General features: G+C 64.3%; 10 protein-coding genes and 1 pseudogene. 10 read left to right on the top strand and 1 reads right to left on the bottom strand.

Annotated elements, in window-relative coordinates:
* Positions 1-424 (bottom strand): annotated as a pseudogene (locus ABLA28_RS07715) (carboxylate--amine ligase); the annotation flags it as partial.
* Between the two features lie 200 nt (positions 425-624).
* On the opposite strand from ABLA28_RS07715, the gene ABLA28_RS07710 reads away from it, so the two are divergent.
* From ABLA28_RS07710 to ABLA28_RS07665, 10 genes are all read left to right on the top strand, one after another.
* On the top strand, positions 625-1,485 hold the full coding sequence (locus ABLA28_RS07710; RefSeq protein WP_347713169.1) for a LysR family transcriptional regulator: 861 nt from the start codon (positions 625-627) through the stop codon (positions 1,483-1,485).
* A 191-nt stretch (positions 1,486-1,676) separates the two neighbouring features.
* The gene (locus ABLA28_RS07705; RefSeq protein ID WP_347713168.1) at positions 1,677-3,956 is read left to right on the top strand and encodes a polyribonucleotide nucleotidyltransferase; all 2,280 of its coding nucleotides are present in this window, start codon (positions 1,677-1,679) and stop codon (positions 3,954-3,956) included.
* Between the two features lie 6 nt (positions 3,957-3,962).
* Complete coding sequence (dut, locus tag ABLA28_RS07700) at positions 3,963-4,412, top strand: dUTP diphosphatase (RefSeq protein ID WP_347713167.1); 450 nt, start codon at positions 3,963-3,965, stop codon at positions 4,410-4,412.
* A 139-nt stretch (positions 4,413-4,551) separates the two neighbouring features.
* Positions 4,552-5,385, top strand: coding sequence for a DUF3100 domain-containing protein (locus ABLA28_RS07695; RefSeq protein WP_299302129.1), 834 nt, complete (start codon positions 4,552-4,554; stop codon positions 5,383-5,385).
* A 1-nt stretch (position 5,386) separates the two neighbouring features.
* Positions 5,387-5,872: a DUF340 domain-containing protein gene (locus ABLA28_RS07690; protein WP_299302131.1), complete on the top strand. Its 486-nt coding sequence runs from the start codon at positions 5,387-5,389 to the stop codon at positions 5,870-5,872.
* 278 nt (positions 5,873-6,150) lie between these two features.
* A complete protein-coding gene (locus ABLA28_RS07685; RefSeq protein ID WP_347713166.1) occupies positions 6,151-7,821 on the top strand; it encodes a hypothetical protein in 1,671 nt (556 codons plus the stop codon).
* A 242-nt stretch (positions 7,822-8,063) separates the two neighbouring features.
* A complete protein-coding gene (locus ABLA28_RS07680) occupies positions 8,064-9,086 on the top strand; it encodes an SIS domain-containing protein (RefSeq protein ID WP_347713165.1) in 1,023 nt (340 codons plus the stop codon).
* 3 nt (positions 9,087-9,089) lie between these two features.
* Positions 9,090-9,932, top strand: a complete 843-nt coding sequence (locus tag ABLA28_RS07675; RefSeq protein ID WP_347713164.1) for a PfkB family carbohydrate kinase — start codon at positions 9,090-9,092, stop codon at positions 9,930-9,932.
* Positions 9,933-9,987: 55 nt separating this feature from the next.
* Positions 9,988-11,277 (top strand): sugar ABC transporter substrate-binding protein, encoded by a 1,290-nt coding sequence (locus ABLA28_RS07670; RefSeq protein ID WP_347713163.1) that lies wholly within the window; start codon positions 9,988-9,990, stop codon positions 11,275-11,277.
* A 445-nt stretch (positions 11,278-11,722) separates the two neighbouring features.
* A partial coding sequence (locus ABLA28_RS07665; protein ID WP_347713162.1) for a sugar ABC transporter permease occupies positions 11,723-12,403 on the top strand: 681 nt, incomplete at its 3' end.

Here is a 12,403-nt window from a genome sequence, read left to right as displayed (position 1 = left end):
CCACCACCCCCGCCCAGTCGGACGCCGCAACGTGGCGGACGTTCCCCAGCCCCGCCGCATCGAGACACCGGCGCATGAGATGCTTCCGGCGCACGTCGCCGACGCGTTCCGGGAAGGGGCAGGGAACCCCCAGACGCTGCGCCGCTCGGCGCGCCGTCTCGACGTAGTAGTCGCAGACCGTCAGGACCCCGTCGAACGACCGGCCGCCCAGCGCCTCCAACATCGGTTCGAGCTCGTTCGTCTCCGCCACGACGACCTCGTCCGCGTACTCCAGCACCGGATGCCCGTCCCGGCCCCAGGAAGAGCGATAACGCCCGGGATCCCGCGTGACCAGCGTGTAGGAATGTCCGAGCTCCGGAATCTTTGGCGGCAGCAGTCTTCCCGTCGCGCCTACCCAGCTCTCCACCATCAGCAGACGGCCCATGGGTCACCTCCGAAGTATTAAGGGTGCGGAAAAACGATATAATCTCCCTGATTGCCGAATGAGGTTGGCCTGGCAAACTTCAAACAGGATACCCCAGGGCGTCTCCGCCGTAAAACGGGATTTTTCGATGGGCTCCATCGGTTTTTTCGGGTTCGGATTTTTGGGAGCTGGAAATTTCGATAGGGAAGGGGATACGTGACATGAACACGGAATTTCTCAGGTCGTTTCTGGACGTCGTCGAGACGGGGAGCTTCACGAGGTCCGCGTGCAGGCTCCACGTCTCCCAGTCCACGATCAGCGGGCGCGTGCAGGAGCTGGAGCGTGAGGTTGGGCAGACGCTGCTCACGCGGCTCCGAGGGCGCGTGGAACCCACGGCGGCGGGAAACGAACTGGTCGGCTACGCGGAGAGAATTCTGTCGCTGGAAAAGAGCGCCCTCGAGCGCATTGGAACGATGGGACGGGATCCCGGGCGTCTGCTGGTCGGCTGCGTCCACGCTTTTTTTGATTGTTTTCCGGAGGAGGTGCACAGGCTTCGGAACGCACTGCCCCGCAGCGCGTTCCGTCTGGTCCTGAAACATTCGAGCGAGGTCATCGACAGGGTCCTGAGCGGGGCTTTCGACGTCGGCTACACCCATCACCCCTGCAACCGAGAGGGATATGCCTGCGACCTGCTGTACCGCGACGCGATGCTGCTGGTGACCCGCGGCGCCAACCCCAGGCGCCGCGAGGGCGTTTGCTTGCGGGACCTGCCCGGCCTTCCCATCCTGTACTCCAGCTTCCTGGACACGCATACGGTCAGGCAGCTGTTCGGCCGGCTCCCCAGCTTCGAGCTGGACATCGACGTCGGTAGCAAAATCATCCCCTACGTCCTGGAGGAGGACAAGTACAGCTTCCTGCCCCGCAGGCTGATCGGGGGACATCTGGACTCGGGCGCCCTCGCGTCGGTCCCGCTGCTGGACTTCGAGCTCCCTCCCCTGGAGTACTTCGTCCTGTACTCCCTGACGCACCCGCACGCCGAGGCCATTCGGGCGGGGCGGTATTTTTTAAATTCCCGGGTATAGGCCCATGACGCCCATCCATGATTGGAAGCAAGACGTAAAAAATACACGATGCGGAGTCCGAGGCCGGGGATTTTGTTCTCCCCGGCCTCGGACTGTACATTCTTGGACTTTTCCCTTGGACTAACGTTCGTGTTGTGTTATTCTTGTCCTCGTTTACGCAGGAAAAGATAAAAAATCGAGGAGGCTATTATATGGAAAAGGAATATTCCGTACGGATCGGCGAGCAGCCGATCGTCTTCCGGACGGGTAAGGTCGCCAAGCAGGCGAACGGCGCGGTGATGGCGTCCCACGGGGAGACGGTCGTGCTGACGACGGCCTGCGTCACCGACACGCCCCGGACGGGCATAGATTTCTTCCCCCTGCTGGTGGATTTCGAGGAACGCTACTATTCGGCCGGGAAGATCCCCGGCGGGTTCATCAAGCGCGAGGGGCGGCCCTCCGAGTCCGCCATCCTCAGCGCGCGCGTCGCGGACCGCTCCATCCGTTCGTTGTTCGACGACGCCATGCGCAACGACGTCCACGTGGTGAGCACGGTCATGGCGATGGATCAGATCTATCCGCCCAACGTGCTGGGCATCAATGCGGCCTCGGCGGCCCTGTCCATCTCGGGGATCCCCTGGGGCGGCCCCGTGGGGGCGGTGCGCATCGGACTGGTCGGGGACAGTCTGATCGTCAACCCCACGGAGGCGCAGATGGCCGAGTCCCGGCTGGAGCTTTTGGTCGCCGGTCACGACGACGGCATCACCATGGTGGAGTCCGGCTCTCAGGAGGTCTCCGAGGAGGTCCTCGTCGACGCTCTCGACCTGGCCCACTCCGAGATCCGCAAGCTGATCGCCCTCTTCCGGCAGATGAAGGAGGAGATCGGCAAGCCCGAGATCGTGATCCCCCTCCCCGAGCGCATCTCCGAGATCGACGATTGGGTCCGCGCGAACCTGGACCGGGAGATCGACGCCGCCGTCCGCATTCATGAGAAGAAGCCCCGCTACGAGAAGATTGCGGAGGTCAAGAGGACGGCGAAGGAGCATTTTTCCGAGGCGTTCCCCGACAAGGGGGAGTACATCTCCGCATGCGTCGACGGGCGCGTCAAGGACATCATGCGCGCCATCATCGTCGACGAGGGGGTTCGAGTCGACGGCAGGGCCATGGACGAGCTGCGCCCCATCTCCTGCGAGACGGGGATCCTGCCCCGTGTCCACGGTTCGGCGCTCTTCACCCGTGGCGAGACCCAGTCCCTGGCCGTGACGACGCTGGGCATGGTGGGGGAGGACGACCAGGTGCTGGACGGCATCAAGCTGGACGAGCCCGCCAAGCGCTTCATTCTGCACTACAACTTCCCGCCCTATTCCGTCGGCGAGGTGCGCCCCATGCGCGGCCCCGGCCGGCGCGAGATCGGTCACGGAGCCCTGGCGGAGCGCGCGCTGCGGCCCGTCATCCCCACGGAGGACGAGTTCCCCTACGTGGTCCGCGTCGTCTCCGACATCTTGGAGTCCAACGGTTCGAGCTCGCAGGCCAGCATCTGCGGCGGCAGCCTTTCGATGATGCACGCGGGCGTTCCCCTGCGGCGCCACGTCGCGGGCATCGCCATGGGGCTGATCAAGGAGGGCGACAAGGTCCGCGTGCTGACGGACATCCAGGGGCTCGAGGACCATTACGGCGACATGGACTTCAAGGTCGCCGGCACGCGCCTGGGCGTGACGGCCCTCCAGATGGACAACAAGGCGGGCGGCATCACGCGGGAGATCCTCCAGAACGCGTTGTCCCAGGCGAAGCAGGCCCGTATGCAGATCCTCGATAGGATGGAGGCCGAGATTTCCGTCCCGGACTCCCTGTCGCCGAACGCGCCGCGCATCCTCAAGATGAGCATCGACCCCGAGAAAATCCGGGACGTCATCGGCCCCGGCGGCAAGACGATCCGCGGTATCACGCAGAGGACCGGCGTCAAGATGAACGTGGAGGATACGGGCGAGGTGAGCATCGCCGGGCCGACGCAGGAGCAGGTGGACGAGGCCCGGGACATGGTTCTGGCCCTGACGAAGGACCTGGAGGCCGGGGAGGTCTACTGGGGCACCGTCACGCGCCTGATGGCGTTCGGCGCCTTCGTGGAGTGTCTGCCCGGCAAGGAGGGGCTGCTGCACCTCAGCGAGATGAGCACGCACCGCGTGCCCAAGGTCGAGGACGTGTTCAAGCCCGGGGACCGCGTGCTCGTCATGGTCAAGGAGATCGACGACATGGGCCGCGTCAACCTCACCCGGCGGCGCCTCCTGGCCGACGAGGACAAGGTGCGCACCGCCGGCTTTGCCGCTGCGCTGCCCGATGAGCACGAGCGCGACAACCTGATTGCGAGCATCGCCGAGAAGGCCCCGCCCGCACCGCCCCGGGGCGACCGCCCCGGATTCGGCGATCGCGGGGATCGCGACAGGGGCGGGCGGGAGCGCCGCTTCGGCGGGGACCGTCCCCGGAGGGACCGCTAGGGTTTCATGCCCGACAAGATGGTCAGGGTGCTGATCGCACGCTCCGGACGGGCGAAGGACTTTCCCTTGCCCGAATATGCCACCCCGGCCTCGGCCGGGGTGGATTTACGGGCGTCGGAGGCCCGTGTGATCCCTCCGGGCGGCCGGGCCCTGGTTCCGACGGGCCTGCGCATCGCCCTCCCGGAGGGGTACGAGGCACAGGTCCGCCCCCGGAGCGGCCTGGCCCTGAAGCACGGCGTCACGCTTCCCAACAGCCCGGGTACGATCGACGCGGACTACCGCGGAGAGATCGGGGTGATCCTGATGAACCTCGGCCAGGAGCCCTTCGTCGTCGAGCCGGGAGACCGCATCGCCCAGATGGTCGTCGCGCCCGTCGCGCGGGTGGCGTGGAGCGAGGCGGAGGCGCTCGACGCCACGGAACGGGGGGAGGGGGGCTTCGGCAGCACCGGAAGGTGAGGACGCTTTTTCGGGGAAAAGGGCAAAAAGGGCTTGAGAAGTTGGCGGGCCCTGTGCGGGGCATCCGTGCTTCAGGCCGGAGAAGGATCTGGCAGAAGGGTTTGGTGGAAGAGTCTGGCAAAAGGAGTGTCGTTGCGGCATGGATATCGTCGATAAGGCATTGCGAAACTGGAAGCTGCACCTGTTGGTTCTCGTCTTCACGGTTTTGGCCGAGACCGTCGGGGTTCGGACCTTCAAGCTCGGGCCGGGTATGCTGGTCCTGATCCCCCTGCTCTATTCCTTCGTGCTGGGAGCCCTCTGCGGGCTGCCCGCCCTGAGAGTGCTGAAGCAGAGCGACATGTTCGAGGCGTCGTCCCTCGTGGGGGTCTCGTTCTTCCTCCTGATGGCGCGTTACGGGACCCTGGTGGGGCCCAACTTCTGGAAGGTCGTCCAGTCCGGGCCGGCCCTGGTGCTTCAGGAGTTCGGCAACATCGGTACCGTGTTCTTCGGCGTCCCCATCGCCGTGTTGCTGGGCCTGCGCCGCGAGGCGGTGGGGGCGGCGTTCTCCAACGCGCGGGAGCCCAACATCGCCATCATCGGCGAGAAGTACGGGCTCGACACCCCCGAGGGACGCGGCGTCATGGGCGTCTACGTCACGGGGACGATCTTCGGAGCCCTCTTCTGCAGCTTCCTCTCCTCCTTCGTCGCATCGACGATGCCCTTCTTCAGCCCCCAGGCCCTGGCCATGGCGACGGGGACGGGCAGTGCCAGTATGATGACCGCCGCGGTCACCCCCCTGGTGACGATGTACCCGCAACTCAAGGACGAGCTGCTGGCCCTGGCCTCGGCAAGCAACATGTTCTCGGGGCTCGACGGGGTTTACATGTGCGTGTTCCTGAGCCTTCCGATCGCCAACTGGCTTGTCCGGATCATGGGGGTCGGGGAGGCCCCGAGCGTGCCCGTCGGCATGAATGCCGAGGAGGGGGAGGATTAGCATGAGCTACCGTCAGATGACGATATTCCTGCTGATCTGTGCCGCGCAGGTGCTGATCGGTAACTGGGTTGGGGCGAAGGGGTTCGCCGTCTTCGGCGCACAGGGCGCGGCCGCGGCGGCCCAGCTCTTCACGGACTCCATTCCCGGCATCCTCGTGCTGCTCGGCATCGTCGCGGGCGGCGTCCTCATCGCCCACGTCATGCCCTGGAAGGGGCTTCCCTCCGTGGCCTACATCGTCACGCTGGGCTGCATCGTGACGATCCCCGGCTTCCCCGGAGCGGAGCAGCTGACCGCGTGGGTCTCGAAGGTCAGCTTCATCGGGCTCTGCACTCCGATTCTGGCCTATGCGGGACTCGCCGTCGGAAAGGACATCGGTGTGCTCCGGACGCAGGGCTGGAGGATCGTCCTGGTTGGACTTTTCGTCTTCATCGGGACGTTCATGGGCTCGGCGGTGATTGCGGAGCTGGTGCTGCGCGGCCTGAAGTGACATCCTGAAGGGGGCGACGTCCCGCCCATTCTCAAAATCCGTTCCGAGTGCGGATGCAGTCGTTTGCCGTTCCGGGCCTTCGGGACCGTGGGGATGCCTTGCGAAAGAGGCGGAGCCGCGGGCCGAAGGCCCTTCGCGTTTGGGCGGGGGCGAGAATTTTCCCAAACCTGGGGCCGGATGGTGCTATGATTCGGAGGTGGGGCCGGGGGAACGGTCCCGGAGGAGTTCTTTCGCCGGATGGGCGGAGGCTCGTATCTCGACTCGGGGAGGCCGCGGACGTGAATGAGGTCTGGAAAAAATTTTTGAGTCACCTGCCCCTCTGTGCCGCCGAGGGAGGCGGGGTCACGGAGGTCGCCGCTGGGGAGCTGGAGCGGCTCATCGAGGAGGATTCGGACTGCCCGCGGGCGACGGTGGCCCTGGTGCAGGAGATCTTCTGCCGGGCCGGCCTGCTGGAACCCGATCGGGTGCGGGAGGGGGTCTGGCGCTTCATCTCCTACCCGGCACGGCTGTTCGCCTGTTCTCTGCTCTCGCTCCTCGCGGAGGGGCAGGGCCCCTTCTGGGAGGGCTTTTGGGCCGCCGGGACGAACGACGACATCTCGAGGCAGCACAAGGTACTCCATGCCATGGAGGTTCTGCGCGAGGAGCGGACCAAGGGGCCTCCCATCCGCCGTACCTTCGTGGCCTGGGGCATTATCCGCAGGGAGGGCCGCTTCATCCTGAAGCGGCGCGAGAACCGGGAGGACGACCCCGACAACGCCCTGCACGGAAATTACGGCTTTCCCGGCGGGCGGGTCAACCTTCACGACCTGAAGGCGTCCGAGCCGGGGATGACGACCGAGCGGGGGATCGAATTGCTCTACGGACTTCCCCGCCCCCTGTCGGCCGACGAGGAGGCCTTGATCGGGCGGGCGCTGGAGCATACGCTCGTCCGGGAGCTCCAGGAGGAGCTCGGCCTGCAGCACAAGACGCATTATACCTTCTCCCGGTCCGCCTTCCAGCGGCCCCCCGCGACCTTCATCCATGGCGCCAACGCACAGCACTGCATGACCGAATGCCGCTTTACGCTCTTCGAAATCGCCCTGACGCCGGCCGGGGATGCCTGGCTGGCATCCAACGTGAGGGATGGGGAGCTTTTCCGTCTGGATGAGATGCAGGCCCCCTGCCTGCCGGAGCGCAGGGCCTTTCTGGACGCGCAGGACGATGGGTTCCCGGAGTGGCTGGAGGAACTGGGCGACTCCGCGTCGTCCCTCTTCCTCAGGCGCGCGGAGCTGTCCCCGGAGAGCGGAGGGCCAAAGGGGGAGGAACCGCTCGAGGTGGTGCTCCCCCTGTCCGCGCAGGGGCATCAGAGACCTTTGATTGTCGGCGATCGTGAGATACTCCTGACCGATCCCTGGGAGATTGACTTTCTGTTCCTGCTCGGGCTGTCGGCCCGGGGGGAGACGTCCCTGCGCCTTCCCGACGATATCGAACGGAGGCATTGGGGCTGGCTCTTCCTGAGGAATACGGATATGCGCCTGCGGGCGCAGAAGCTCGAGCTGAGGGTGCGCGAAATCGGCAACTTCTCGCCCCTCAGGCTCGAGGGCTCCCTTTGCCGCCTGCGCGCCGAAGGAGACCGCGTCTTCTTCTGCCCGGACCTCTTCAGCGCGGAGCTGCGGCAGGGACAGCTCCTTCTGCGCCGGGGCGCGCTGGACAGGCCGGGGCTCTTCTACCTGGACGCCGAAACCCATACCGCGGCCTTCTCCGACTTCAATCTCGCCCATCTGCAAAACCTGAAGGGCGGCGGAAGCGGCGAGGTGTCCTACGACAACCTGCGCAAACTGAGGGACAGGAGCGGCCGCCGCCTGGACGACTTCGTCCGCTCCTGCGGGCTCCAGCGGCTGTACGAGCCCGAGGACGACAGCGTGAGCAAGGAGCTTCAGAGGTTCCGGTTCGCCATACAGGTCCTGTAGGGGACGCCCGGATATTGACACCCCGCCGCGGCGTGATATATTGAACATATTGGTACGGGAAAAAGCGATCCTGTCATGGCTTTTGAAGCCCGGTCTATAGGAAGGTTTCGGGAAGCGTCATCATAAAGGGTTTGTATTGAATCACTCGGAGGAGTCTCTTTGAAATTGGAACGCTTTTTTGCGGGCAGTACCACTTTATAAAAGTGCGAACGCAAGCGAGCCTGAAAGGATCGGACGGAACGATGCTGAATCTGGACAAGGACAACGTGGATTTTCTGGTAACGGCCCACATGGCCGATGAGGTGCGCCATGTCCTGGGGGACGTCTTCCCCCGTATCGAGGCGGAGGTCCTTCCCGAGATGCGGCGGAGGGGGATCGACACCCTTTATTTCGTGGCCTGCGGCTCTCCGCTCTGCGCCTGCCAGACGGCGCAGAGAATGCTGGTGTCCCTCTCGTCGCTGCGCTCGGGGGCCTTCAGCGGCATGGACTTTCTCTGCGAGCCTCCGCATGTCCTGGGGCGGAATACCCTTGTCGTCGGGGTCAGCGATTCGGGCAGGACGCAGGAGGTCTGCGATTCCCTGGCCCTTGCGCGGCGGAGGGGGGCCATGACCGTCGCCGTGACCAAGACCGCGGAGAACCCCCTTGCGGACGCGGCGGAGTTCCTGGTCGACTACCATGCGGACTGCATCTGGGAGGTTCATCTCCTGATCGCCTACTGCCTCGCGCTGCGGGCGATGCAGGAGGCGGGGGTCGAGGGGCTGGAGCCCATCATGGAGGATATGCGGAGGCTCCCCGAGGTCCTCGCGCGCCTGGTGAACGACGTCGAAGAGGACATGAAGGCCCTGGGGGAGCGGGCCTCGAAATGGGACCTGATCTACACCGTCTCCGCGGGGAACCTGCTGCCCCTGGGATACAAAGAAGGGGTCATCACGATGCTGGAGTTCACCTGGACCCACGGGTGCAGCCTCAACGCGTCGGAGTTCCGCCACGGTCCCCTGGAGGTCGTCGAGGAGGACGTGCCCTACGTCTTCCTTCTGGGGAACGACGCCTCGCGGCCGGTCACGGAGCGGAGCCTGCGCTTCGTCGAACGGCACAGCAAAAACGTCGTTGTCTTCGACGTGCGCGACTTCGAGGGCGGGCTGCATCCGGCCCTGGACCCCATGGTCCTCTTCGTCCCGCTGGAGTTCTTCTACTATTACCTCTCCGTCTACAAGGACCACAACCCGGACGGCCGGCGCTATTACGGCGGCCTCGCGGAGTATTAGGCCATGAGGATCGTCGGGGTCGGCGACAACGTTCTGGACCGGTACATCGATCAGGGCCTGATGTATCCCGGCGGCAATGCGGTCAACGTCCCGGTGCTGGCCCTGCGCTTCGGGGCGGAGGCCGCGGCTTACGTCGGCGCCGTCGGGGACGACGAGGGGGGAAGCTGGCTTCTCGAGGCACTGGGCCTGGAGGGGTTGGATACGTCCCGGGTCAAGGTGCTTCCGGAGAGGAACTCCTACACCCGCGTGGCCCTCGTGGACGGGGACAGGACCTTTGTCGGGGGGGAGAAGGGCGCCAGCTCCAAGCTCGTCCTCACCCCGGAGGACCTCGGTTTCATTCATGGTTTCGATGTCGTCCACACCAGCATCTACAGCGGAATCGAGGGACAGCTGCAGGAGCTTCGCGCGAACAGCCGCATCCTGGCCTTCGACTTCTCGAACGAATTTGACGAGGCGTATCTGGACCGGGTCCTTGGCTCGGTGGATTACGCCTTTTTTTCGGGCTCGAGGATGTTCCCGGGCACGAGGGATACGGAGGAGTCCGAGCTGGAGGCGTTCCTTGCGCGCGTGGAGGACCGGGGGGTGCGGCTGGCCCTGGTCACCCGGGGGGCGAAGGGGGCCGTCCTGCGTTACGGCGGGCGGACCTGGCGGCAGGAGGCCGTTCCCTGCCGCGTCGTGGACACGCTGGGCGCCGGGGATGCCTTCATCGCACGGCTGATCGTGGGCATCGTCTCCGGCGAGGAGCCCTCGCTCGCCCTGAGGGAGGCGGCCCGGAGTGCGGCCGCCACATGCTCCTATTACGGGGCCTTCGGCCATCCCAGGGCTTACCGACCCGTCGCGGAATGACGGAGAAAGAATAGGGGAAGTTTACGGACACCCAGATCAAGGAGGAAAAACAGCAATGAAACAGTTCCGTTCGAGATTTGTCCTGTACGCGTTTTTGTTCGTGCTGTCGGCGTTTGTCCTGTGCGGCGCCGCGGAGGCCGGCGACCCGGTGACGCTCAAGTTCCTTCACAAGTGGCCGAAGGTGGAGTACAACGACTTTTTTGTCCAGGTCGCCAGGGATTTCGAGAAGGCGCACCCCGACGTCAAGATCCAGATCGAGGCGGCCGGCGACGAGCCCATCAAGGACAAGCTGCGCATCCAGATGGGGACCGACCAGCAGCCCGACATCTTCTTCTCGTGGAGCGGCGAATTTGCCCGGAACTTCATCCGTTCCGGGGCGGTCCTGGACCTGACGCCGTATTTCGAGAAGGAGCCCTCCTGGCGCGACGGCTTCATGAAGGCCGGGCTGGAGCCCTTCGCGACGCAGGGACGGTACTATGGCGTGCCCTACCGAATCAACGGAAAGTTCTTCGTCTACAACAAAAAGATGTTCGAGGACAACGGCCTGAAGGAGCCCGAAACCTGGACGGAGTTCACCGCCGGGCTCGAGAAACTGAAGCAGGCGGGCGTCACGCCCATCGGGTTCGGCAACATCTACCCCTGGGCGAGCTGCCACTACATCACGGGGCTCAACCAGAAGTGCGTTCCCCAGGAGGTGCGCGAGAAGGACTACGCGGCGGCCTCCGGCGAGTTCACCGACCCCGGCTACGTTAAGGCCCTGGAGTATTTCAAGGGGCTGAACGACAAGGGTTACTTCAGCATGGGGGCCAACTCCACGGAGCACAACATGGCGCTCGAGATGTTCTACGGCGGTCAGGTCGCGATGGTCTACGTCGAGCTGGAGGAGTTCCGGGACATCGAGGAGAAGATGGCCGGGAACTGGGGCTTCTTCGCGATGCCGTCCATCGAGGGGACCCCCGGCAACCCGAAGTTCCTGACGGGGGCTCCGGACGGGTTCATGGTCTCCGCCAGGACGAAGCATCCCGACCAGGCCGTCGCCTTCCTGAGCTTCCTGACGAACAAGGAGAACTCCGACAAGATGGTCCGGGCCATGGGGTGGCCCAGCCCCGTCATCGGCGCCGTCAACAAGGAGAACTCCATGGAGATGCTGGTCAAAGGGCTCGAGGCCGTCACCAGGGCCGAGGGGATGGCGCTCTGGCTGGATACCGACATCGACATCAAGATCTCGGACGTCTATCTTCCCGATCTTCAGGAGCTCCTGAACGGGGATAAGAGCCCCGAGGAGGTCATGAAGGACGTGCAGGCCGCCGCTGCGGCGGTGCGCTCGGAGGCGGCGAAGCAGTAGGGCGGGGCGGTAAGCGGCCTGTCGCTGCAGGCCGCTTACTGTGTTAGGCCGTTCGCTCATGCCGGGGCCCGAGAGCCTCGTCCTCGACGCCGGCAGGCGATTCGGCACTTTTGCTTTTTTCTATGGAAACGCTGATTTAATCCATGAAGCCCCCTGTGGTACCCCAGCTTGCCTGTTTCGAGTAAGAAACTTGCCGGGGCCGCCGCTATCAGGATAGCGGCGTGGGGGCTTGGGGGCGAAGCCCCCATGTTAATTTTTAGGGAAGCGCTGAAGATTTTTGCCTATAGATGTTTTGCATACTTACCTTTGGTAAAATATGCATTTTTGTTTTAATCAGCGCTTCCCTATAATGTTTTCCCGGGCCGCCGCCGGCCGCATCCGGCGGCCCCTTCGTCACGGAAGAGATTCTTGAAACGGAAGAGATCCTTGAAGAGGGAGATCTTGCATGAATATCTACGGCAATAAAAAGCTGGCCCTTCTCTTCCTGCTGCCGGCGCTTCTTCTGCTTCTGCTGTTTGTCTACTACCCCATCGCGGAGAGCTTCGTCCTGAGCCTCTATCGATGGAAGGCGTTCTCCAGCGAGAGGGTGTACGTCGGACTGGAGTATTACCGGAAGCTCTTCTCGGACGCCGTCTTCTACACGGCGCTCAAGAACAACGTTCTCTATTCCGCGATATCCATCGTCTTCCAGGTCGGCCTGGGCCTGGTCTTCGCGGCGGTCCTGGAGGAAAAACTCTTCCGCGGAATGCAGCCCTTCTTCCGCACCGTCTACTTTCTGCCCTCCGTCATCTCCATCTCGGTGGTGGGGCTCCTCTTTCAGCTGGTCTACCATCCGAGCATCGGTCTGCTGAACCAGGGGCTCAGGGGCATCGGGCTCGGAGGGCTGTGCCATGCGTGGCTCGGGGAGAAGAACACGGCCATCTTCGCGATCATCGCGACCTCGCAGTGGCAGTACATGGGCTACATCATGCTGCTCTTCCTGGTGGCGATCCAGAAGATTCCGCAGGAGCTCTACGAGGCCGCGGAGATCGACGGGGTCAACGCGTTCCAGAAGTTCCGCTACGTGACGCTGCCCCAGGTCAAGGACACGCTGGTGATGTGCGTGATCATCACCCTCATCGGAGGG

The organism is uncultured Fretibacterium sp., assembly GCF_963544685.1.
Taxonomy (GTDB): Bacteria; Synergistota; Synergistia; order Synergistales; family Aminobacteriaceae; genus CAJPSE01.
The sequence above is the reverse complement of the archived record's forward strand: the minus strand, read 5'-3'. Positions and strand labels throughout refer to the sequence as shown.